The organism is Stenotrophomonas sp. GW821-FHT02D01 (genome assembly GCF_059421765.1).
This window is the reverse complement of the sequence record NZ_JBWKVP010000002.1, coordinates 147,597-170,628: the sequence shown is the minus strand read 5'-3', so window position 1 is coordinate 170,628 and position 23,032 is coordinate 147,597. Positions and strand designations below refer to the sequence as shown.

At 66.0% G+C, this 23,032-nt stretch carries 22 protein-coding genes; 6 read left to right on the top strand and 16 right to left on the bottom strand.

Annotated features, from left to right (window positions below):
- Positions 1–11: 11 nt before the first annotated feature.
- From AC07UW_RS05675 to AC07UW_RS05635, 9 genes are all read right to left on the bottom strand, one after another.
- Positions 12–434, bottom strand: coding sequence for a F0F1 ATP synthase subunit epsilon (locus AC07UW_RS05675; protein WP_025877355.1), 423 nt, complete (start codon positions 432–434; stop codon positions 12–14).
- Between the two features lie 112 nt (positions 435–546).
- Positions 547–1,953, bottom strand: coding sequence for a F0F1 ATP synthase subunit beta (atpD, locus tag AC07UW_RS05670; protein ID WP_223496664.1), 1,407 nt, complete (start codon positions 1,951–1,953; stop codon positions 547–549).
- 38 nt (positions 1,954–1,991) lie between these two features.
- The gene (atpG, locus tag AC07UW_RS05665) at positions 1,992–2,855 is read right to left on the bottom strand and encodes a F0F1 ATP synthase subunit gamma (RefSeq protein ID WP_223496666.1); all 864 of its coding nucleotides are present in this window, start codon (positions 2,853–2,855) and stop codon (positions 1,992–1,994) included.
- A gap of 95 nt (positions 2,856–2,950) precedes the next feature.
- Positions 2,951–4,498, bottom strand: coding sequence for a F0F1 ATP synthase subunit alpha (gene atpA, locus AC07UW_RS05660; protein WP_223496668.1), 1,548 nt, complete (start codon positions 4,496–4,498; stop codon positions 2,951–2,953).
- A gap of 44 nt (positions 4,499–4,542) precedes the next feature.
- Positions 4,543–5,070, bottom strand: coding sequence for a F0F1 ATP synthase subunit delta (locus tag AC07UW_RS05655; protein WP_025877363.1), 528 nt, complete (start codon positions 5,068–5,070; stop codon positions 4,543–4,545).
- A gap of 2 nt (positions 5,071–5,072) precedes the next feature.
- Positions 5,073–5,543, bottom strand: coding sequence for a F0F1 ATP synthase subunit B (locus tag AC07UW_RS05650; protein WP_025877365.1), 471 nt, complete (start codon positions 5,541–5,543; stop codon positions 5,073–5,075).
- Between the two features lie 114 nt (positions 5,544–5,657).
- Positions 5,658–5,960, bottom strand: coding sequence for a F0F1 ATP synthase subunit C (atpE, locus tag AC07UW_RS05645; RefSeq protein ID WP_025877367.1), 303 nt, complete (start codon positions 5,958–5,960; stop codon positions 5,658–5,660).
- Positions 5,961–6,024: 64 nt separating this feature from the next.
- A complete protein-coding gene (gene atpB, locus AC07UW_RS05640) occupies positions 6,025–6,813 on the bottom strand; it encodes a F0F1 ATP synthase subunit A (protein WP_025877369.1) in 789 nt (262 codons plus the stop codon).
- A gap of 31 nt (positions 6,814–6,844) precedes the next feature.
- A complete protein-coding gene (locus AC07UW_RS05635) occupies positions 6,845–7,177 on the bottom strand; it encodes a hypothetical protein (RefSeq protein ID WP_032952006.1) in 333 nt (110 codons plus the stop codon).
- A gap of 496 nt (positions 7,178–7,673) precedes the next feature.
- Here AC07UW_RS05635 and AC07UW_RS05630 point away from each other — a divergent pair, with 496 nt between their 5' ends.
- The gene (locus AC07UW_RS05630; RefSeq protein ID WP_312787255.1) at positions 7,674–8,492 is read left to right on the top strand and encodes a hypothetical protein; all 819 of its coding nucleotides are present in this window, start codon (positions 7,674–7,676) and stop codon (positions 8,490–8,492) included.
- A 446-nt stretch (positions 8,493–8,938) separates the two neighbouring features.
- Here AC07UW_RS05630 and lpdA read toward each other — a convergent pair whose 3' ends face one another.
- The 3 genes from lpdA to AC07UW_RS05615 form a co-directional block, all read right to left on the bottom strand.
- Positions 8,939–10,747: a dihydrolipoyl dehydrogenase gene (lpdA, locus tag AC07UW_RS05625; RefSeq protein WP_495211606.1), complete on the bottom strand. Its 1,809-nt coding sequence runs from the start codon at positions 10,745–10,747 to the stop codon at positions 8,939–8,941.
- 107 nt (positions 10,748–10,854) lie between these two features.
- Entirely contained in the window at positions 10,855–12,579 is a 1,725-nt protein-coding gene (aceF, locus tag AC07UW_RS05620; protein WP_495211605.1) for a dihydrolipoyllysine-residue acetyltransferase, read from the bottom strand.
- Between the two features lie 113 nt (positions 12,580–12,692).
- Positions 12,693–13,262, bottom strand: coding sequence for a DNA-deoxyinosine glycosylase (locus tag AC07UW_RS05615; protein ID WP_495211604.1), 570 nt, complete (start codon positions 13,260–13,262; stop codon positions 12,693–12,695).
- A 186-nt stretch (positions 13,263–13,448) separates the two neighbouring features.
- Here AC07UW_RS05615 and AC07UW_RS05610 point away from each other — a divergent pair, with 186 nt between their 5' ends.
- The 3 genes from AC07UW_RS05610 (at position 13,449) to glpK (ending at position 17,252) form a co-directional block, all read left to right on the top strand.
- Positions 13,449–14,084, top strand: coding sequence for an OmpW/AlkL family protein (locus AC07UW_RS05610; protein WP_049464294.1), 636 nt, complete (start codon positions 13,449–13,451; stop codon positions 14,082–14,084).
- A gap of 120 nt (positions 14,085–14,204) precedes the next feature.
- Complete coding sequence (gene glpD, locus AC07UW_RS05605; protein ID WP_495211603.1) at positions 14,205–15,689, top strand: glycerol-3-phosphate dehydrogenase; 1,485 nt, start codon at positions 14,205–14,207, stop codon at positions 15,687–15,689.
- Positions 15,690–15,752: 63 nt separating this feature from the next.
- Positions 15,753–17,252 (top strand): glycerol kinase GlpK, encoded by a 1,500-nt coding sequence (gene glpK / locus AC07UW_RS05600; protein ID WP_495211602.1) that lies wholly within the window; start codon positions 15,753–15,755, stop codon positions 17,250–17,252.
- Positions 17,253–17,338: 86 nt separating this feature from the next.
- On the opposite strand, the gene AC07UW_RS05595 is transcribed toward glpK, so the two are convergent.
- Together AC07UW_RS05595 and AC07UW_RS05590 are read right to left on the bottom strand one after the other, a co-directional pair.
- Positions 17,339–18,133, bottom strand: coding sequence for a MetQ/NlpA family ABC transporter substrate-binding protein (locus AC07UW_RS05595; protein ID WP_223496679.1), 795 nt, complete (start codon positions 18,131–18,133; stop codon positions 17,339–17,341).
- A 26-nt stretch (positions 18,134–18,159) separates the two neighbouring features.
- On the bottom strand, positions 18,160–19,131 hold the full coding sequence (locus AC07UW_RS05590; RefSeq protein WP_025877388.1) for a helix-turn-helix transcriptional regulator: 972 nt from the start codon (positions 19,129–19,131) through the stop codon (positions 18,160–18,162).
- Between the two features lie 81 nt (positions 19,132–19,212).
- Here AC07UW_RS05590 and AC07UW_RS05585 point away from each other — a divergent pair, with 81 nt between their 5' ends.
- Together AC07UW_RS05585 and AC07UW_RS05580 are read left to right on the top strand one after the other, a co-directional pair.
- Positions 19,213–19,815, top strand: a complete 603-nt coding sequence (locus AC07UW_RS05585) for a LolA family protein (RefSeq protein ID WP_336032378.1) — start codon at positions 19,213–19,215, stop codon at positions 19,813–19,815.
- A gap of 108 nt (positions 19,816–19,923) precedes the next feature.
- A complete protein-coding gene (locus AC07UW_RS05580) occupies positions 19,924–20,700 on the top strand; it encodes a DUF481 domain-containing protein (RefSeq protein WP_025877391.1) in 777 nt (258 codons plus the stop codon).
- Positions 20,701–20,816: 116 nt separating this feature from the next.
- Here the strand turns inward: AC07UW_RS05580 and hemC are convergent, their stop codons facing one another.
- Positions 20,817–21,728: a hydroxymethylbilane synthase gene (gene hemC / locus AC07UW_RS05575; protein WP_495211601.1), complete on the bottom strand. Its 912-nt coding sequence runs from the start codon at positions 21,726–21,728 to the stop codon at positions 20,817–20,819.
- Between the two features lie 573 nt (positions 21,729–22,301).
- The gene (locus AC07UW_RS05570; protein ID WP_025879008.1) at positions 22,302–23,030 is read right to left on the bottom strand and encodes a LytR/AlgR family response regulator transcription factor; all 729 of its coding nucleotides are present in this window, start codon (positions 23,028–23,030) and stop codon (positions 22,302–22,304) included.
- Positions 23,031–23,032: the final 2 nt, after the last annotated feature.

The following is a 23,032-nucleotide window of genomic DNA, read 5'->3' as shown; positions in this document are numbered from 1 at the left end:
CTCGGCACGGTTCAGTGCTTGAGGGTCTTGCGCAGGCGCTCAAGCGCCTGCAGCTGGACAACGGCCTCTGCCAGCTTCTGCTGGGCTTCGGCCACTTCCATCGCTTCGCCGCGGTTGGCCAGGATGCGTTCGGCTTCTTCCTTGGCCTTGCGGACCGAGGCTTCGTCGATGTCCTGTGCGCGGATCGCGGTGTCGGCCAGCACGGTCACCACCTGCGGCTGCACTTCCAGGATGCCGCCGGAAATGGCGAAATCCAGCTGCTCGCCGCTCGGCGTGGTCACTACCACCTTGCCCGGCTTCAGGCGGGTGATCAGCGGTGCGTGCTTGGGCGCGATGCCCAGTTCGCCCAGCTCACCGGTGGCCACGACCAGGGTCGCTTCGCCACGGAAGATTTCCTGCTCGGCGCTGACGATGTCGCAACGGATGGTGCTCATGTAACTCTCTTCGCTAGGGGGCGGGTCGAACCCACCGCAGGGATTCCGCAGCGGTGGGCGCAGGCCCACCCCGTGTCACGGTCGGGACGGGCGTATGCCCGTCCCCGCCGCATCAGGCCTTTTCGGCCATCTTCTTGGCCTTCTCGACCGCTTCTTCGATGCTGCCGACCATGTAGAACGCCTGCTCCGGCAGGTGGTCGTACTCGCCATCGACGATGGCCTTGAAGCCACGGATGGTGTCCTTCAGCGACACGTACTTGCCCGGCGAGCCGGTGAACACTTCGGCCACGTGGAACGGCTGGCTGAAGAAGCGCTCGATCTTGCGGGCGCGCGACACGGCCTGCTTGTCTTCTTCGGACAGTTCGTCCATGCCCAGGATGGCGATGATGTCCTTCAGTTCCTTGTACTTCTGCAGGGTCTGCTGGACGCGCTGGGCGGTGTCGTAATGCTCGTGGCCGATGACCAGCGGGTCCATCTGGCGGCTGGTGGAGTCCAGCGGGTCGACCGCCGGGTAGATACCCAGCGAGGCGATCGAACGCGACAGGGTCACGGTCGAGTCCAGGTGGGCGAAGGTGGTCGCCGGCGACGGATCGGTCAAGTCATCGGCCGGCACGTAGACGGCCTGGATGGAGGTGATCGAACCATTCTTGGTCGAGGTGATGCGCTCCTGCAGGACGCCCATTTCCTCGGCCAGGGTCGGCTGGTAACCCACCGCCGACGGCATACGACCCAGCAGTGCCGACACTTCGGTACCCGCCAGGGTGTAGCGGTAGATGTTGTCGACGAACAGCAGCACGTCCTTGCCCTTGCCGTTCTCGTCCTTCTCGTCGCGGAAGTACTCGGCCATGGTCAGGCCGGTCAGGGCAACGCGCAGACGGTTGCCCGGCGGCTCGTTCATCTGGCCGTACACCATCGCGACCTTGTCCAGGACGTTGGAGTCCTTCATCTCGTGGTAGAAGTCGTTGCCCTCACGGGTACGCTCACCCACGCCGGCGAACACGGACAGACCGCTGTGCGCCTTGGCGATGTTGTTGATCAGCTCCATCATGTTGACGGTCTTGCCGACGCCGGCGCCGCCGAACAGGCCGACCTTGCCGCCCTTGGCGAACGGGCACATCAGGTCGATGACCTTGATGCCGGTTTCCAGCAGCTCGGTGGCCGGGGACTGGTCTTCGTACGACGGAGCAGCACGGTGGATTTCCCAGGTGTCGCTGGAGGCGACCGGGCCGGCTTCGTCGATCGGGCGGCCGAGCACGTCCATGATGCGGCCCAGGGTGCCAGCGCCGACCGGCACGGAAATGCCGCGCTCGGTGTTGGTGGCCACCAGGTTGCGCTTCAGGCCATCGGTGGAGCCCAGCGCGATGCAGCGGACCACGCCGTCACCGAGCTGCTGCTGCACTTCCAGGGTGATTTCGGTGTTGTCCACCTTCAGCGCGTGGTACACCTTCGGCACCGACTCGCGGGGGAATTCGACGTCGACGACGGCGCCGATGATCTGAACGATCTTGCCCTGACTCATTGCTGCATCCTCTAAATGTGTGCTTTTAACGAACGCGGTCAGACTGCTGCCGCGCCGCCGACGATTTCGGAGATTTCCTGGGTGATCGCTGCCTGGCGGGCCTTGTTGTAGACCAGCTGCAGGGTTCCGATCAGCTTGTTGGCGTTGTCACTGGCCGACTTCATCGCCACCATGCGCGCGGCATGCTCGGAAGCGACGTTTTCCAGCAGCGCCTGGTACACCAGCGACTCGATGTAACGCGTCATCACGTGCTCCAGCACGGTCGCGGCATCGGGTTCGTACAGGTAGTCCCAGTCGTGGTGCGCAACCTGCTTCTCGGCGGCCGGCAGCGGCAGCAGCTGATCGAAGCTGGCCTTCTGCACCATGGTGTTGACGAAGCGGTTGTAGACCAGGTACACGCGGTCGACCTTGCCTTCGGTGAAGGCGTCGAGCATGACCTTGATCACACCGATCAGCGATTCCAGCTTCGGCGTGTCGCCGATGTGGGTCACCGTGCCGACCATGTTCACCTTGACCCGGCGGAAGAAGGTCGACGCCTTCTGGCCGATGGTCACCAGGTCCACTTCGGCGCCCTTGTCCTGCCAGGCCTTGGCTTCGCCAAGCATCCTGCGGAACAGGTTGTTGTTGAGACCGCCGGCCAGACCGCGATCGGAGGAGATCACGATGAAACCGACCCGCTTGACCTGCTCACGCTCGACCAGGAACGGATGCTGGTAGTCGGTGCTGGCCTGCGCCAGGTGGCCGATCACCTGCTTCATCGCCTGCGCGTACGGACGCGAGGTCTTCATCCGATCCTGCGCCTTGCGGATCTTGGAGGCCGAGACCATTTCCAGGGCGCGCGTCACCTTGCGGGTGTTCTGCACGCTCTTGATCTTGGTTTTGATTTCGCGTCCGCTTGCCATCTTTTATTCCCGTGGCGCGGGGCCTGGGCCCCGCGTTGTTCAACCGTTTGATCGTCTGGTCCAGCGGAGCATCGCTCCGCTCTACAGGACCTCGATTACCAGCTGCCGGTGGTCTTGAACTCGACGATGCCCTTCTTGAAGGCACCTTCGATGTCGTTGTCCCAACCGCCGGTGGCGTTGACCTTGCCGATCAGCTCGCCCTGGGTGTTGGCGAAGTGCGCGTGCAGGCCTTCTTCGAACGCCAGCAGCTTGCTGACCGGCACGTCGTCGAGGTAACCCTCGTTGACGGCGTAGATCGACAACGCCTGGTTGGCGATCGACATCGGCGCGTACTGCTTCTGCTTCATCAGCTCGGTGACGCGCTGGCCACGCTCAAGCTGCTTGCGGGTGGCTTCGTCCAGGTCCGAGGCGAACTGCGCGAACGCAGCCAGCTCGCGGTACTGGGCCAGCGAGATACGGATGCCGCCGGACAGCTTCTTGATGATCTTGGTCTGCGCCGAACCACCGACGCGCGACACCGAGATACCGGCGTTCACGGCTGGGCGGATGCCGGCGTTGAACAGATCGGTTTCCAGGAAGATCTGGCCGTCGGTGATCGAGATCACGTTGGTCGGAACGAACGCGGAGACGTCGCCGGCCTGGGTTTCGATGATCGGCAGCGCGGTCAGCGAACCGGTCTTGCCGGTGACCTTGCCTTCGGTGAACTTCTCGACGTATTCCTCGGACACGCGGGCAGCGCGTTCGAGCAGACGGGAGTGCAGGTAGAACACGTCACCCGGGTAGGCTTCACGGCCCGGCGGGCGCTTCAGCAGCAGCGAGATCTGGCGGTAGGCCACGGCCTGCTTGGACAGATCGTCGTACACGATCAGCGCGTCTTCGCCGCGGTCCATGAAGTACTCGCCCATGGTGCAGCCCGAGTAGGCGCTGATGTACTGCATCGCGGCCGATTCGGACGCGGTGGCAGCCACCACGATGGTGTGCGCCAGGGCGCCGTTCTCTTCCAGCTTGCGCACGATGTTGGCAACGGTCGAGGCCTTCTGGCCGATCGCTACGTACACGCACTTGATGCCGGTGCCCTTCTGGTTGATCACCGCATCGATGGCCAGCGCGGTCTTGCCGGTCTGGCGGTCACCGATGACCAGCTCGCGCTGGCCACGGCCGATCGGGATCATCGAGTCGACCGACTTGTAACCGGTCTGCACCGGCTGGTCGACCGACTTGCGCCAGATCACGCCCGGAGCAACGCGCTCCACCGGAGCGGTCAGCTGGGTGGCCAGCGGGCCCTTGCCGTCGATCGGCTCGCCGAGCGCGTTGACGACGCGGCCCAGCAGTTCCGGACCGACCGGCACTTCCAGGATGCGGCCGGTGGTCTTGGCGACGTCACCTTCGCGCACGTTCTCGTAGCCACCCAGGACCACGGCGCCGACCGAGTCGCGCTCCAGGTTCAGGGCCAAGGCAAAGGTGTTGTTCGGCAGTTCGATCATTTCGCCCTGCATCACGTCGGCCAGACCGAAGATGCGCACGATGCCGTCGGACACGCTGGTCACGGTGCCTTCGTTGCGCGATTCCGCGGCCAGCTTGACCTTCTCGATGCGGTTCTTGATCAGTTCGCTGATTTCGGAGGGGTTGAGCGTGGTTGCCATCGTCAAGTCCTAGTGCCGGCAGCGGGGCCGGACGTTAAATGAATTCAGTTAGCGAGCGCGGTCTGCAGACGGGCCAGCTTGCCCTTCAGCGAACCATCGATGACCACGTCGCCGGCGTCGATCACAGCGCCGCCGATCAGCGAGGCGTCGACCGCGGTGGCCACTTCGACCTCGCGGTTGAAGCGCTTGCGCAGCGCGGCCTTGATCGCGTCCAGCTCGGCAACCGACAGCTCGGCCGCGGAGGTCACCGTGGCCTTGACCACGTGCTCGGCCTCGGCGCGCAGGGCGTCGAACATGCCGGCGATCTCCGGCAGCAGCGGCAGACGATGCGACTCGGCAAGCACAGCCAGGAAGCGCGAGTAGGTCTCGCCGCGGGACTCCGGCGCCAGCAGGGCGATGGCGTCATCGCGACCCAGCTCCGGGTTGGCGAGCAGGGCCGCCACGCGCGGGTCGGCGGCGACGTGGGCGGAGAACGCCAAAGCGTCCGACCACGGCGCGAACGCGCCTTCGTCACGCGCGGTCGCGAAGGCGGCGCGGGCGTACGGGCGGGCAAGCGTGAGGGCCTGGCTCATCCTTAAATCTCCGAGGCCAGCTCGTCGAGCAGCGCCTTGTGGGCGTTGGCGTCGATTTCGCGCTTGAGCAGCTTTTCGGCACCGGTCACGGCCAGCGCGGACACCTGCTTGCGCAGATCTTCACGGGCACGGTTGGCGGCGGCGTCGATTTCGGCCTGGGCCAGGTCCTTCTGACGGGTGGCTTCGGCAACAGCTTCGTTGCGGGCCGCGTCGACGATCTGGTTGGCACGCGCGTGGGCCTGGTCGATGATCTCGTTGGCCTTGGTGCGGGCTTCCTTCAGCGCTTCATTGACCTTGTCCTGCGCCTGGGCCAGATCTTTCTGGCTGCGGTCGGCAGCAGCGAGGCCTTCAGCGATCTTCTGCTGGCGCTCTTCGATCGCGTTCATCAGCGGCGGCCAGATCTTGGTCGCGATGAGCCAGATCAGGGCGGCAAAGGCCAGGGCCTGGGCGATGAGGGTAAAACCGATATCCATGGGGTTCGCTCAGTCGGTTGTGACGGGATGGATGCGCCGCCACACGGGCGGCGCCTCCGAACCTTCATCCGCGACCAGGCGCCTGCGGCGCCCGGTCGTTTCACTTTCGCTGGATCAGCCAGCGATTGCCGGCAGGCGCGAGACGAACTCGCCGACCAGCGGGTTGGCGAAGGCGAACAGCAGGCCCACGGCGACCGAGATGATGAAGGCGGCGTCGATCAGGCCGGCGGTGATGAACATGCGGACCTGCAGGACCGGGATCAGTTCCGGCTGGCGCGCGGCCGACTCCAGGAACTTACCGGCCATGATGGCCAGACCCAGACCGGCGCCCAGCGCGGCCAGGCCGATCATGATGCCGACGGCGAGGACGGTGGAGCTCTGAACTTGGGCGAGATTGGTCAGGACGGCGAAGTACATGGTTTTCTCCAGGAACTTGATTGCTAAGGGTTTAGAAACAAACGGATGAAGGGTGAAGCGAAACTCAGTGAGCGTCTTCCGACAGGCTCAGGTACACGATGGACAGCATCATGAAGATGAAGGCCTGCAGCGGAATCACCAGAAGGTGGAACAGCATCCAGCCGAAGCCGGCGAACGCGCCTGCAAACATGCCGGCGATACCTGCACCGCCCAGCACCCAGATCAGCAGGAACACGATTTCACCGCCGAACATGTTGCCGAACAGTCGCATCGCCAGCGAAATCGGCTTGCTCAGCCACTCGACGATGTTCAGGATCAGGTTGAACGGCATCATCCACTTGCCGAACGGTGCGGTCAGGAATTCCTTGGTGAAACCACCAATACCCTTGGCGCGCAACGCGAAGAACAGCATCAGGAAGAACACGCTGATCGACATGCCCAGGGTGGCATTGACGTCGGCGGTGGGGACCGGCTTCCAGTACGGCACGCCCATCAGTTCGAGCGGCTTGGCGATGAAGTCGGCCGGGATCATCTTGATGAGGTTCATCAGGAGGATCCAGAAGAAGATCGTGATCGCGATCGGGGTCACCAGCTTGCTGGTGCCGTGATAGGTGTCCTTGGCCTGGCGGTCAACGAACTCCAGGCAGATCTCGACGAATGCCTGCCACTTGCCCGGCACGCCGGAGGTGGCCTTGCGGGTCGCCATCCAGAAGGCGACGACCATCACCAGGCCCATCAGCAGCGAGGTTACCAGCGTGTCCACGTGGATCGCCCACGGGGTGCCATGACCTGCCGTCAGATTGTGCAGGTGATGCTGGATGTAGGAGGTGGGTGTAAGCGCCTCGCCTGCCATGTGTCCGGAACCTTAAGTTAAATGAATTCGATTAGCGCCTGGCCATGGCCAGGACCTGGAACATCAGCCCGACGGCGATACCGGCCAACAGCGCCAGTGCAGGCAGCTTGAAGACCAGGAACCCCACCATCAGGACACCAAAAACGAGCGCCCACTTGGCCACGATCGCAACGATCAGGCGTGCCATGGCCGAACCGGCCCCCAGCGCACCACCACCCAGCGCCATCCGTGCCGCCACCCAACCACCGGCCGAAACCGCCACACCTGATGCCAGGGCACCAAGGGCATACTTCGGCCCCACCAGCAGGAAGGCCAGAGCCAGGACAGCCACCGCGGCCAGCGGGTAGACCGCGGCGCGCAGCATCAGTCGCCGACCCGTTTCTACGGAGTTCAGCACAGGACGTCCCGCGTGGTTACAAGTGGATGGCTGAGGCGACTACAGCAGGGGGGCCTCATCGAGCCGCCAAATTATAGCAATGGGACAATTTGCGAGACAACCGGTGCCTGTTCATATCGGAACAGCGCAAGTTGCGGTAAGGGCTGCGGTTTTGCAGCCCACCACGGGGACAATGCCATCTGCGCGATGTTGCGGTGCAGCGCATTGAACTTTGGTCGCAGGCGGCGGAACTTTCCGCCGACGGCAGTGGTCCCATCTTCCGACCTGCCTGCAGCTACCTCGTCGACGCTTCGCCTGCAGGTCCCCATGATGGCCCCGAAGCGCCGCTCCGGGGCCATCTTTTCGCAAGGCGCTGACAGCGCTGAACCGTCCACATCGCGTGGACCATACCTTCACGAATGGTGGACAGCGACGTCCGGCAAAGTGGCCTTCATTCCGATGAACCACTGCAAGGACTCTTTCGATGCGCTCCGTCCCCACCCTGCTCGCCCTCTCGCTTCTCGCCGCCGGCGCGTCGTTCGCCTCCGCCGCTCATGCCGCCGAAGGCGATGACCGCTTCGCCCTGCGTCTGGGTGCGATGAACATCGACTCGGACAACACCCTGCGCGGCAACACCAATGTCGCCGGCCAGGACATCGGCTTCTCCGAGGACTTCAAGCTGGGTGGCAAGGAATGGGAGCCGCGCATCGACGGCATGTTCCGCATCAGCAACCGCCAGCGCCTGCTGTTCAACTACTTCAAGTACGACAAGGACCGCCGCGAGACGCTTGGACAGGACATTTCCTTCGGCAACGTCAACGTGCCGGCCGACAGCTTCGTCAAGGCTGAGCTGAAGTACCAGGTGGCCAGCCTGGTGTATGACTACTCGGTGGTGGACACCGAGAAGTTCGACCTCGGCCTGCAGCTGGGTGCCGAATACGCCAAGGTCAGCACCAAGGGCTACGCCGACCTGGGTACGGTGTATGAAGGCCAGTTCCTGGACGAGAAGACCGACGGTGTGGCGCCGGTGGTCGGTGCACGCCTGAGCTTCACCCCGTCCGAAAAGTGGATGATCACCCTGCAGGGCCAGTACCTCAACACGCGCTGGGGCAGCTTCGACGACTACAAGGGTGACCTCAGCCGCGCCAACGCGATCGTCGATTACCGCTTCACCCAGAACTTCGGCGTGTTCGCCGGCTACGACTGGTTCAAGCTGGATGCGGACAAGAAGGGCAGCGACGGCACCATCGGCCTGAAGCAGGAATTCAAGGGCCCGGTGGCGGGTATCAGCGTCACCTTCTAAGCCCTGCTCCCCTTCCACAGCACTCTCTCTCCTGGCGCGGCCTCCGGAACATCGGGGGCCGCGTTTTTTCTTTGCGTCGTCGAGCAGAAGCGGGTTGGTCGAGCGCTGCAGGGAGAGGGGGCTGTGCGCGAATGTCCCCCGGCGCCAGCCTGCGGCCGCCACCTCCTCCTTTACTTCGCACCCAGCCCCCTCTCCCTCCGCGCGTCAGGCATCCAGGCAGCCGCTGCGGTGGCTGCTCTGCGTCCGCAAGCCGAGCCGCTGCGCGGGCGGCAGGCGTTTCGACAAAGTAAAGGAGGAGGCGACCGCCGAAGGCGGACGACGGGGGACATTTGTCGAATTGCCTGCCGCCCGCGCAGCGGCCCGAACGCTTGCAGCGAGAATGATCGAGGCCCAACAAAAAAACCCCGGCAATGCCGGGGCTTTTCGTTCGCAAGGGCGCGGGCGCCTTATTTCTTCTTCGGCATGTACAGATCGGTGATCGTGCCGTCGTAAATTTCCGAGGCCATCGCCACCGATTCGCTCAGCGTCGGGTGCGCATGGATGGTGTGGCCGATGTCCTCGGCCTCGGCACCCATCTCGATCGCCAGGCCGATCTCGGCCAGCAGATCACCGGCGTGCACGCCGACGATGGCACCACCGATGATGCGGTGGCTGTCCTCGTCGAAGATCAGCTTGGTGAAGCCCTCGGTGCGACCGATGCCGATCGCGCGGCCGCTGGCGGCCCACGGGAACTTGGCCACGCCAACCTTCAGGCCCTTGGCCTTGGCTTCGGTCTCGGTGACGCCAACCCAGGCGATTTCCGGGTTGGTGTAGGCCACCGACGGAATCACCCGTGCCACCCACTCCTTCTTGTGCCCGGCAGCCACTTCGGCCGCCAGCTTGCCCTCGTGCGTGGCCTTGTGGGCCAGCATCGGGTTGCCGACGATGTCGCCGATGGCAAAGATGTGCGGCACGTTGGTGCGCATCTGCCGGTCGACCGGAATGAAGCCACGGTCGGTGACCTGCACGCCGGCCTTCTCGGCATCGATTTTCTTGCCGTTCGGCGAGCGACCCACGGCCACCAGCACGCGGTCGAAGGTGCCCTGCGCCAGCGCAGGCGCCTGGCCTTCCTCGGCGGCTTCGAAGGTCACTGTGATGCCCTTGGCATCGGCGGTGACGCCCGAGGCCTTGGTCTTCAGGTGCACTTCGATGCCCTGCTTCTTCAGGCGGTCGGCCAACGGCTTGACCAGGTCCTTGTCGGCGCCCGGCATCAGCTGGTCCATGAACTCGACCACGGTGACCTTGCTGCCCAGCGCACCATAAACGGTGGCCATTTCCAGGCCGATGATGCCGCCGCCGACGACCAGCAGCGAGCCCGGTACTTCGGCCAGCTCCAGCGCGTCGGTGGAATCCATCACCCGCTTGTCGTCCCATGGGAAGTTCGGCAGCTTCACCGCCTGCGAACCGGCAGCGATGATGCACTTCTGGAAGCGCAGCAGCTGGGTGCTGCCGTCAGCCGCGGTGATTTCCAGTTCGTTGGCCGAGACAAACTTGCCAACGCCCTGCACGCTGCGGACCTTGCGCTGCTTGGCCATGCCAGCCAGGCCCTTGGTCAGCTGGTTGACGACCTTTTCCTTGTACTGGCGCAGCTTGTCCAGGGTGATGGTCGGCTTGCCGAACTCAACGCCGAAATCACCGGCATGGGCCACTTCGTCGATCACCGCTGCGGCGTGCAGCAGGGCCTTGGACGGAATGCAGCCCACGTTGAGGCAGACGCCGCCGAGGCTGGCGTAGCGCTCGACCAGCACCGTATCCAGGCCGACGTCGGCGGCGCGGAAGGCGGCGGTGTAGCCGCCCGGGCCCGAGCCCAGCACGACCATTTCGCATTCGATGTCGGCGGCCTTGCCACTGGCCAGCGCCGGCTTCGGTGCTGAAGGCTCGGCGGGGGCGCGGTGCGACGGCGTCACCGGCGGCTTGCTGGCCGGGGCGGCGGCCGCCGGGGCCGGCGCAGCGGCCTTGGCCGGCGCTTCAGCAGCGCCTTCGGACTCCAGCAGCACGACAACGGCACCCTCGGACAGGGTGTCGCCCAGCTTGACCTTGATTTCCTTGACCACGCCGGCTGCCGAGGACGGCACTTCCAGGGTCGCCTTGTCCGACTCCAGGGTCACCAGACCCTGGTCTTTCTTCACCGTATCGCCAACGGCGACCAGCACTTCGATTACCGGCACATCGCTGTAATCGCCGATGTCGGGAACCTTGATTTCAATCGTGGCCATGGTGGGTTTTCCTCGTGCCCGACCGGCGTGGCCGGCGGGCTGTCACTGCGTTTCGACACGCGGCCGCGCCAGGGGCAGCGGCCGCACGGTGGGGGCGAAGCGGTGCCTTACAGCAGCACGCGGCGCATGTCGGCCAGCACCTGCGAGAGGTACGTGGTGAAGCGTGCGGCCAGGGCGCCATCGATGACGCGGTGGTCGTAGCTCAGCGACAGCGGCAGCATCAGCTTCGGTGCGAACTCCTTGCCATTCCAGACCGGCTGGATGGACGACTTGGAGACGCCGAGGATGGCCACTTCCGGGGCATTGACGATCGGGGTGAACGCGGTGCCGCCGATGCCGCCCAGCGAGCTGATCGAGAAGCAGCCGCCGCTCATGTCGGCCGGGCCCAGCTTGCCGTCACGCGCCTTCTTGGCCAGCTCGCCGGTTTCCTGCGCGATCTGCACCACGCCCTTCTTGTCGACATCGCGGATGACCGGAACGACCAGGCCGTTCGGGGTATCGGCAGCGAAACCGATGTTGAAGTACTTCTTCAGGGTCAGGTTCTCGCCGCTGGCATCCAGCGAAGCGTTGAACTCCGGGAACTTCTTAAGCGCCGCAGCGCTGGCCTTGATCAGGAAGGCGAGCATGGTCAGCTTGATGCCGGCCTTCTCGTTCTCCTTGTTCAGCGCCACGCGCAGGCCTTCCAGGTCGGTGATGTCGGCCTGCTCGAACTGGGTGACGTGCGGGATCATCGCCCAGTTGCGGGCCAGGTTCGCGCCGGAGATCTTCTTGATGCGCGACAGCGGCTGCACTTCAACGTCGCCGAACTTGCTGAAATCAACCTTCGGCCACGGCAGCAGGTTGAGGCCACCGCCGGCAGCCACGGTGCCACCGGCAGCTGCCGGAGCGCCGCCGCTGAGCGCAGCCTTGACGAACTTCTGCACATCGGACTTAGTGATGCGGCCGCCCTTCTCGCTGCCACTGACCTGCAGCAGGTCGACACCGAGCTCACGGGCGAACACGCGCACCACCGGCGATGCGTAAGGTACCTTGGCCGGCAGCACGCCATCGGCGTTGAACTGTACCGGCGGGCTGGTCGGCGCGCCGGCCGAGGGGGCGCTGGCGATCTCGCGGGCGGCCAGCTTGTCCGGCTGGGCCGGCACGGCGACCGGCTCGACCTTGGTGGCGGTCTCGGCGGCGGCCGGGGCAGCAGCGGCGGCAGCCTTGCCCGGGGCCGGGGCCGCAGCGCCTTCGGCTTCGATGATGGCGACCACGTTACCCTGCGACAGGTTGTCGCCGACCTTGACCTTGATCTCCTTGACCACGCCGGCGACCGACGAAGGCACTTCCATGGTGGCCTTGTCGCTTTCCAGCGTGACCAGGCCCTGGTCCTTCTTCACCGTATCGCCCACGGCGACCAGCACTTCGATGACCGGAATGCCGCTGTAATCGCCGATATCCGGCACCAGGGCTTCCACCGCGCCGCCGCTGGCAGCGGGGGCGGCAACAGCGGCCGGAGCGGGAGCGGCCTGGGTGGCAGCCGCCGGAGCAGCGGCCTTGGCCGGTGCGGGTGCGGGTGCAGCAGCAGCGGCCGGCTGGGCAGCCTCGCCGTCGGCCACTTCGATCAGTGCCACGACCTTGCCTTCGGACAGGCTGTCGCCCAGCTTGACCTTGATTTCCTTGACCACGCCGGCCACCGAGGACGGCACCTCCATGGTCGCTTTATCGCTTTCCAGCGTGACCAGGCCCTGGTCCTTCTTCACCGTATCGCCGACGGCAACAAGCACCTCGATTACCGGGATATCGCTGTAGTCACCGATATCGGGGACACGTGCTTCCTTGATTTCGGCCATGGGGAGAACTCCGGCAATCTGGTGTAGGGAAACGTCTATTGTGCGGCCAGCGGGAGCCAGCGCCAACCGTTACAGGTGTTTTCAGTACGCACGCAGCCGGGACACGCTGTTGCTCATGGCCCGCCGGCGCTTCCAGTCGGTAGCGTATTGTCCTGCCGATGTCCGCTTGATGTCGCCAGTGCGACGGCCACCGGCTGCCAGGCCTGGCGCAGGCGCGGCAAGGACCACGCTGCGTTGGCCGGACTGGTGGATGGCAGCGCCAGCACCTTGGCCGACGTGGCCAGCTGCGGCTGCACCCAGCGCTGGAAGGCCTGCATCGCCGCGCCACCGTTGCAGCCGATCAGCTGCAGGTCAGGCAATGCGGAGATCAGTGCGGGAAGCGCATTGGCCACTTCCGTGCCACGCACGATGTCCGCATCCAGGCTTCCGCGTCGTTCGCAGCGGCCGATCACATCCCAGAGGCCGACACCATTGGCTGCAAGCGCCTGCAGTCGCTGCGCGTACGCCATTGCCGGGTCGAAGCCGCACAGATCGCCGAGCAAGGGCCAGAAGCGATTGCGCGGGTGCGCGTAGTAATGCTGTGCCTGCAACGAAGCGATACCGGGCATTGAACCCAGCAGCAACACCCGGCAATCCGTGTTCACCTGCGCAGGCAGGCCGATGCACAACGTTGCGGCGCTCACATCTTCTCCAACTGCATGAATATTCCGGAAGGGCAGAAACCACAGGAAAACAAGGATTTCGCGCTGTTCGCTGAACAGTGCGAACTAATTTTTAACGCGCGTCGGATTCGATTCATGTTGGGGCGACTACGGTGTGCTCGCCCCGCAACCGGGGGCCCAAAACAAGAAACATTAGGAGATTCCCCCATGCGCTCCATCCGTATCCTGAGCCTCGCCCTGCTGACCTCCGCCGCGTTTGCACCGGCTGCCTTCGCGCAGGACAGCAGCACCACCGATACCGCCTCGGGCAAGCATTTTGCCGTGGTTGGCGGCGTCTCGCTGCTGCAGCCGAAGAATGACCCGATCGACGGCATCAAGAAGGTCGATGGCGGTCCGGCACCGACCGTCAGCTTCAGCTACTACATCAACGACAACTGGGCCGTTGAGCTGTGGGGCGCTGCAGACAAGTTCGACCACAAGGTGAAGGGCCCGGGCAATGCCCGCCTCGGCAGCGTCGAGCAGCAGCCGGTCGCGCTGAGCGGCCAGTACCACTTCGGCCAGGCTGACAACGTGTTCCGTCCGTTCGTGGGCGTGGGCTACTTCCAGTCGGCCTTCAGCAATGAAACCCTGGCCGACGGCAGCGACTCCGACATCCGCCTGAAGGACGCCAAGGGCGTGATCGGCACCGTCGGTGTGGACATGAACATCAACTCGACCTGGTTCGCCCGTGCCGACGCCCGCTACATGCGCTCGCGTCCGGACGTGAAGGTCGGCGGCGAGAAGATCGGCGAAGCGAAGATGGATCCGTGGACCGTCGGCTTCGGCATCGGCGCCCGCTTCTAAGCGCTTCTGCGTCATTGTTGTACCGCGACGGGCCCTTCGGGGCCCGTCGTCGTTTCCGTCACCCGGGTTCTGTAGAGTCGACTGCCAGTCGGATCTACACAGACGGGATGCGGAGGCGCGATGCACGAGGTCGACCTGCTGGTGATCGGCGGTGGCATCAACGGCGCCGGTATCGCCCGTGATGCCAGCGGCCGCGGCCTGAAGGTGCTGCTGTGCGAACAGCACGACCTGGCAGCACACACCTCCAGCGCCAGCAGCAAGCTGATCCATGGCGGCCTGCGCTACCTGGAACAGGGCGAGTTCGGTCTGGTGCGCAAGGCACTGGGCGAACGAGAGGTGGTGCGTCGGCAGGCGCCGTTCCTGGTGCGGCCACTGTGCTTCGTGCTTCCGTGGCAGCCGCACCTGCGTCCTCGTTGGATGCTGCGGCTCGGGCTCTGGCTGTATGACCATCTGGGCCGGCGCAGTCCCGCCTTCCCTGCGTCGCGCGCCGTGGACCTGCACGCCGATCCACTCGGCGTGCTGCTGTCGCCACAGCTGCAGCACGCCTTCAGCTACGCCGACGCACAGGTGGATGACGCGCGGCTGGTCCTCCTCAACGCGCTCGATGCTGCGCAGCGGGGTGCATGCATCCTGATCGGCACGCGCTGCGTGGACCTGCAACGCGGGCACGGACGCTGGCACGCCATACTGGAAAACGCCGCAGGCCATCAGCAGACCGTGCAGGCACAGGCGGTGGTCAACGCCGCAGGCCCCTGGGCCGGCGGTCTGCTGGAGCGCATGCACGCCCGCAGCGGCGGACCTGCGCTGCGCCTGGTCCAGGGCAGCCACATCGTGCTGCGCCGCGCCTGGCCGAACGACCGCGCCTGCCTGCTGCAGCAGCCCGACGGCCGCGTGGTGTTCCTGCTGCCCTTCCACGACCATCTGCTCATCGGCACCACCGACACCGACTATCGCGGCGACCCCGCACGCTGCAGCGTGCTGCCCGCGGAAGTGGACTACCTGTGCAGCGCTGCCAACGGCTACCTGCGCGATCCGGTCGCACCTGCCGAGGTGGTCTGGCAGTTCGCCGGCGTGCGCCCGCTGCTGGCCGACCCGGACCCGCGCGCGGCCAAACTGAGCCGTGACTATCGCCTGCAACTGGACGCCGAAGGTGCGCCTGCGCTGCACGTGCTGGGCGGCAAGCTGACCACGTACCGGGTACTGGCCGAGGAGGCAGTGGACCTGCTGCGCCCCTATCTGCCGCACGCCGGCCCCGCCTGGACGGCGGCAGGCGAGCCACTGCCCGGCAGCGACTGGGGCGATGCCGGGCAGGCACGTGAACAGCTTCGGCACCAGGCCCCCTGGCTGCCGGAGGCCACGCTGCGGCGCTGGGCCAGCGCCTATGGCAGTCGCAGCATCGATCTGCTGCACGGCGCACGCAGCCTGTTCGATCTGGGCGAAGACTTTGGCGCGGGCCTGCACGCACGCGAGGTGGCGTTCCTGTGCGACCACGAGTGGGCCCGCAGCGCCGAGGATGTACTGTGGCGGCGGAGCAAGCTGGGGCTGAAGATGGACGCGGCACAGGCGGCACGGCTGCAGGCCTGGATGGATTCACATCGCCGGTAATGCCGCGCGCGGCCCGGCGCCGCCGATGAACTACGATCCCAACATCGCCACTGGAGACGCTGCATGACGCCCCGCTACGTGCTGGCCATCGACCAGGGAACCACCAGTTCGCGCGCGATCCTGTTCGATCGCGCCGGCGACATCGTCGGCAGCGCGCAGCGCGAGTTTGCCCAGTTGTTTCCACAGCCGGGCTGGGTCGAGCATGACCCGCGCGAGATCCTGACAAGCGTCTATGCCACGATCACCGAACTGCTCAGCCGCGAACAGATCGATCCCCGCCACATCGCCGCACTGGGCATCACCAACCAGCGCGAAACCACCGTGGTCTGGGACCGTGCCAGCGGCCAGCCGATCCACAACGCCATCGTCTGGCAGTCGCGGCAGAGCCAGGCGATCTGCGAGCGGCTGAAGTCCGACGGCCACGAAGCGCTGATCCGCGAGCGTACCGGCCTGCTGATCGATGCCTATTTCTCGGCCACCAAGATCCGCTGGATCCTCGACCACGTCGACGGCGCGCAGCAACGGGCCGAGCGCGGCGAGCTGCTGTTCGGCACCATCGACAGCTGGCTGGTGTGGAATCTCAGCGGCGGCCAGGCGCACGTGACCGACTACAGCAACGCCGCACGTACGCTGCTGTTCAACATCCACACCCTGGAATGGGACGAGGACCTGCTGGCCCTGCTGGACATTCCGCGTGCGATGCTGCCGCAGGTGCGCGATTCCAGTTCGGTGTACGCGCACACGCGCCCGCAGTTCTTCTTCGACCATCCGATCCCGATTGCCGGCATCGCCGGTGACCAGCAGGCCGCGCTGTTCGGCCAGGCCTGCTTCCAGCCAGGCATGGTCAAGAACACCTATGGCACCGGCTGCTTCATGCTGATGCACACCGGCACGCAGGCCGTACGCTCGCGCAATGGCCTGCTGACCACCATTGCCTGGGGCCTGGAGGGAAAGGTGGAGTACGCGCTGGAGGGGTCGATCTTCATCGCCGGCTCGGTGGTGCAGTGGCTGCGCGATGGGCTGCGCATGATCGATCGCGCTGCTGACAGCCAGGCCTTGGCCGCACAGGTGCCGGACAGCGCGGGGGTGTACCTGGTGCCGGCCTTCGTCGGCCTGGGTGCACCCTACTGGCGCAGCGACGTGCGCGGCGCGATGTTCGGCCTGACCCGTGGCACCGGCAAGGCCCACTTCGTGCGCGCAGCGCTGGAGGCGATGGCCTACCAGACCCGCGACGTTCTGGATGCGATGCAGTCCGATGCGGGCATCTCGCTCAGTGAACTGCGCGCCGATGGCGGCGCGATCGGCAACGACTTCCTTGCCAGCTTCCAGGCCGACATCCTCGGCGTCCCCCTGCTGCGACCGCGGGTGACCGAGACCACCGCGCTGGGTGCGGCCTACCTGGCCGGGCTGGCGGTCGGCTTCTGGGAGAGCCGCGAACAGATCGCGGCACAGTGGGGGCTGGATCGCCGCTTCGAACCGCAGATGGCGGTGGCCCGGCGCGAGAAACTCTACGCAGGGTGGCAGCAGGCCGTGGCCGCCACCCTCGCCTTCCACGTCGACTGACGGTAGTGCCGGCCGCTGGCCGGCAACACCGTGATCTTCGGGTACACCTGCTGGGTTGCCGGCCAGCGGCCGGCACTACCCCAGAGTCAGAACGCCGGCAGCACCGCGCCCTTGTACTTGGTCTCGATGAAGGCCTTCACCTGCGGGCCGGTCAGCGCCTTGGCCAGCTTCTGCACGCGGGCGTCGTCCTTGTTGTCCGGGCGGGCGACCAGGAAGTTCACGTACGGCGAGTCCTTGCTCTCGATCGCCAGCGCGTCCTTGGTCGGGTTGAGGCCGGCATCCAGCGCATAGTTGGTGTTGATCAGGGCCAGATCGACCTGGTCGAGCACGCGCGGCAGCATGGCCGAATCCAGCTCGCGGAACTTCAGGCTCTTCGGGTTGGACACGATGTCGCGCTGGGTGGCCAGTGCGTTGGTCGGATCCTTCAGCTCGATCACGCCGGCCTTGTGCAGCAGGATCAGCGCGCGGCTGTTGTTGCTGGGGTCGTTGGGGATCACCACATCGGCCCCTTCACGCAGTTCGGCCAGCGACTTGATCTTGCGCGAGTAGGCACCGAACGGCTCGATGTGCACGCCCACCACCTTGGTCAGGTCGGTCTTGCGATCACGGTTGTAGGCGTCCAGGTACGGTTCGGTCTGGAAGTAGTTGGCATCCACCTGCTTCTGCACCAGCTGGTCGTTGGGCTGCACGTAGTCGTTGAACACGCGCACGTCCAGCTCCACGCCTTCCTGCTTGAGGATCGGCTTGACCACTTCCAGGATCTCGGCGTGCGGCACGGCGGTGGCGGCCACCACCAGCTTCTGCGAAGGCTCACCGGACTTGCCGCAGGCGGTCAGGGCCAGCACAGCGGCGAACAGGGGCAGCAACAGGGTCTTCTTCATGGGCGCAATCGATCTCGGGGGAGGTGTCAGGATTTTTCGTAGTTGGTCAGGGCCAGTTCCAGCAGTGCCTTGGCCTGCTCGCGCAGCATCATCGGCTCGACGATCTCGGCATCGGACCCGTAATGCAACACGTCCATCAACAGTTCGCGCGACACGCTGTAGGGCACCTTCAGTTCGTAGCGGCCATCGGCGAGGAAGCGTCCCTGCTGCTTGGAGTGCCAGTGCTCGTCGGCCACCCAGCGCGCGGCCTTGGCACTGAACAGGATGGTTGCCCAGCCCTTGGGCGCACCGGAGAAGATGCCGTAGCTGGCGCCGAGCTGCTCGTCCAGTTCGCTGTCGGCGACATCGCGGGCGGTGCTGTCGATCACCCGTGCCTTGTAGATGCGGTCCACCGCAAAGCTGCGCAGGGCCTCGCGATCATGGTCCCAGCCGTCCAGGTACCAGTTGTCGCGGTAATGGGTCAGCCGCTGCGGCGATACGGTGCGCTTGGTCGCTTCGTCGGTCGAGCGGGCGCGGTACTCAAAGCCCAGCTGCTTGCGCTCCAGCACCGCCGAGGCCACCGAACGGAAGCTGGCTTCGTCGAACTTGCGGCCACGGTGCGGAATCACCCGCACCCGATCCACCGGCCAGCTGGAAACACCGGCCTGCGCGGCCAGCAGGCTCTCGATGCGCTGCTGCAGCGGCGCCAGCACCGAAGACAGCACCCCGCCGCCGGTACGGGCCAGCAGGTGCTGCGAGGCCAGCAGGGCGTGCAGCTCCTCCGAGCTCAGCCACAGGCCGGGCAGCTCGAAGCGGTCGCTCTCGTCGGCCAGGTAGCGGAAGCCGGCCTCGCCATCGCCCTCGATCGGCGCCATCAGCGCATCGCGCAGGAACGCCAGGTCGCGGTAGACGGTGGCCCGGGAGCAACCGAGCTTGTCCTGCAGGGTCGCCACCGTCACCGGATAGCGTGCGGACTTGAGCAGACGATGCAGGGCGGTGATGCGTTCGTATCGGTCCATGCCCCCGATTATGTCCGAGTCTCGGGCGTTGTGGCGGACGATTGGGCTATCGTGGGCGCCCCCTGCCCCGTGGAGCGCCCGATGCGCCGGTTGTCTGTCCTGCCCCTGCTGGCCTGCCTGCTGCTGGCCGCCTGCGACCGCGCACCGGCGCCCACCGACGCTGCGACGCCCGTCCCCGCTGCCGATCCGGCGCAGGCGGTGCTGTCTGCCAGCCAGCGATTTGCCGCCCTGCGCAGCTTCCATGCCGAGCTGGAGGTGCTGGGCGCGCAGCAACCGGTGCGTACCGCGATGGACTTCGTCGCCCCGGACCGCTTCCGGGTGCAGACCCCTGCCGGGCCGCAGGTGATCATCGGCGACACCATGTTCCTGCAGGCCGACGATGCGATCCGCCAGGTGCCGACCCCGCCGGGGCTGCTGGAGCAATGGCGCAGCCCGCTGCCCGCCGATATCCCCGCACAGGCCCTGCAGGCCGAAGACTTGGGCGAGCAGACGCTGGATGGCGTCAGCACCCGCCACTACCGCCTGCGTGGCGCCACGGCCGGTGAGCGGCTGGAGTACTGGGTGGATCCGCAGGGCCTGCCGCGGCAGATCGTGCGCAGCGGCCACAACAACGGCAAGCCCTTCCAGCTGCGGCTGCGGTACTCGCGCTTCAACGATCCTGCCCTGCAGGTCGACCTGCCCTGAATGGGCTTGGCCCGACAACGCCTGCTGAAGCAGTCGGGACGGGCGATTCGGACGGTCATCACGCTTCCAGTATCATCACCGGCTGCCAACCGCTTCGGAGAAGCCTCGATGTCCCTGCGCGTGTCCCTGCTGGTCCCCTTGCTGCTCTGCGCCCCGCTGGCGTATGCGCAGGATGCCTCCGAACTGGCGGCGATGTCCTCGCCGTGGAGCGGCAGTGGTGGCGAACTCGGCTTCGCGTCGGCACGTGGCAACAGCAGCACCGAGAGCTTCAACGGCCGACTGCGCCTGCGCTACACCGATGGCGACTGGGTGCACAGCATGGACCTGTTCGGCCTGCGCTCCAGCTCCAAGGTGACCGAAACCAGCGACGACGGCACCACCACGCGCCGCAACAACACCACCGCCAACCGCTACACCGGCAGTGCAGGCAGCGCGCTGCAGCTGGGCGAACATCGCCAGCTGACGGCCACGGTACGTACCGAGCGTGATGACTTTGCCACCTACGACCGGCAGAGCTCGTTCGGTCTGGGTTACGGCACCCGGCTGTGGAACACCGAGCGTTTCTCGTTCGACGCGCAGATCGGCCCGGGTGTGCGCCGCACCCACAGCACCGAGGACGACCGCACCCGCACCGGCCTGATCGGTCGCGGCCTGTTCGACCTGAAGTACTCGCTGACCGACAACACCGACCTGATCAACACGCTGCTGGTCGAATCGGGTTCGTACAACACCTTCGGCCAGAACGATTTCGGCGTATCGGTGAGCATGAACGAGCACCTGGCGCTGAAGGCCGGCTGGCAGGCGCGTTACAACAGCGACGTCGCCGAGGACAAGCGCAAGACCGATACGCTGACCACGATGAACGTGGTCTACAAGTTCAAATAAGCGAAACGGGCGCCTGGCGCCCGTTCTGCTTTTGGTAGTGCCGGCCGCTGGCCGGCAACTGCATTCAATCGGGATCATGAGGTTGCCGGCCAGCGGCCGGCAGTACCTGCGGTGGCTCAGACGTTCAACAGCTCGCCAGCACCCGCATCCAGCAGCATCTTCGCCACGCGCTGGCCCAGCGCTTCCGGGTCGCTGGCCGGGCCCGCGGCGTCGGCACGCACCGCGCGGCCGTCACTGGCGCTGCCGACCAGCCCCTGCAGGTGCAGGTCCTGGCCCTGCCACTGCGCGATCGCCGCCACCGGCACATGGCAGCTGCCATGCAGCGCGCGGTTCATCGCCCGCTCCGCTTCCACACAGGCGCGCGTGGCGGCGTCATCCAGGCCTGCGAACAGGGCCATCAGCGCGGCGTTGCCGCCATCGCACTCCACCGCCACCGCGCCCTGCGCCGGCGCCGGCAGCCACTGCGGCGGCTGCAGGCGGGCGACGATGCGATTGCCCAGGCCCAGCCGTTCCAGCCCGGCCACGGCCAGCACGATGGCGTCGTAGCCGCCGTTGTCGAGCTTGGCCAGACGGGTGTTGACGTTGCCGCGCAGGTCCAGCAGCTCCAGGTCCGGGCGCAGCGCACGCAGCTGGGCCTGGCGGCGCAGTGACGAGGTACCGACGCGCGCACCGATCGGCAGTGCATCCAGCGAGGCATACAGGTTGGAGACGAAACCATCGGCCGGATCGTGGCGGGTCAGCATTGCCGGCAGCGCGAACGGCGCATCCAGTTCCATCGGCACATCCTTCAACGAGTGCACCGCGCAGTCGGCCTCGCCACGCAGCATGGCCAGCTCCAGTTCCTTGAGGAACAGGCCCTTGCCACCGATGGCCGCCAGCGAGCGGTCAAGCACTTCATCGCCGCGGGTGCTCATCGGCACCAGTTCCACGTGCAGATCGGGATGTGCCTGGCGCAGGCGGTCGGCGACGTGTTCGCTCTGCCAGAGGGCGAGCGGGCTCTTGCGGGTAGCGATGCGGACGGTTTCCATCCCTTCATTATCGCGCCTATCGGCGGGATACGGCCAACGGCGGAGCCCCTCGTGGCTGGTGTGGTCGTGCAAGCAACAGCTGTGCTTGGCCGGGCGGGGTGGGCTGCGCGGGGGACGCCGTAAACCCATCCCTGGGGGCTTGGCCGCGGCATCCATGCCGCGGACACCCCCACGCAGCCCACCCCGCCCGGCCTCTGACAGTTTCCGTGCGCGCCAGCCACGGAAGATCAAAAGAAAAAAGAAAGAGCAGAAGCAGAAGCAACAGCCGACGGCTTCCGGGGTCAGATCCCTTTTCCGCAGGAAAAGGGATCTGACCCCTCTTTCCCGCCCGATAACAACAATGCTCTTGCCGTCCGACGCAGTGGACAACGAGAGGGTTGGGCCGGGGTGGGGTGACGGGACCGTTGGCGCCAAGGATGGCGCCATCGAGCCCCCAGGGATGGGTTTACGGCGTGTCCCGCCACCCCACCCCGGCCCGACCCAGCACGTAGCAACACCGAGCCATGACCCGCTGTTGCTGTTGCTGTTGCTGTTGATTTCGAAGCAGTCGCGGCCGCAGGCCGCGCGGAAAACCTACAAATGCCGCAATTCCTGCTTCAGCGTCGCCACGCAGCGCCGGCTCACTTCCAGCGGCTGCTTGCCATGCCGCAGCACCGCCTGCACCTGGCCACCACTGCCACGACGCAGTTCCACCAGTTCGTGGCGCGCCACCAGGCAGTTGCGATGGATGCGCACGAAGCGGCTGGCGAACTCTTCCTCCAGCGACTTCAACGATTCCTCGATCAGGTCCTCGCCACGCGCGTGATGCACCACCACGTACTTTTCTTCGGCCTGCAGATAGTGGATATCGTCCAGCGGAATCAATCGCAGGCTGCCCCGCAGGCGGGCACACAGCATGCTGCGGGCCTGGCCGCCGGTGTGCTGGGGTTGCCCATCACGGCCGGCCAGGAAGGTGCGGGCACGCGCGATCGCCGCCGCCAGCCGCTCGGCGCGCACCGGCTTCATCAGGTAATCGATGGCCGCTGCCTCGAACGCCGACAGTGCATGCGCATCGTAGGCGGTGCAGAACACCACGGCCGGCCTCGGCTCAAAACTGGCCAGATGGCGGGCCGCTTCCAGCCCGTCCAGGCCGGGCATGGCGATATCCAGCAGCACCAGGTCCGGCTGCAGTTCGGCGCACGCGTGCAGGGCCTGCTCGCCGTTGCCGGCCTCGGCCACTACGTCCACCCCTTCCTGCGCGGCCAACAGGCTGCGCAGGCGCTCGCGCGCCAGCGGTTCGTCATCGGCGATGACTACCCTCACGA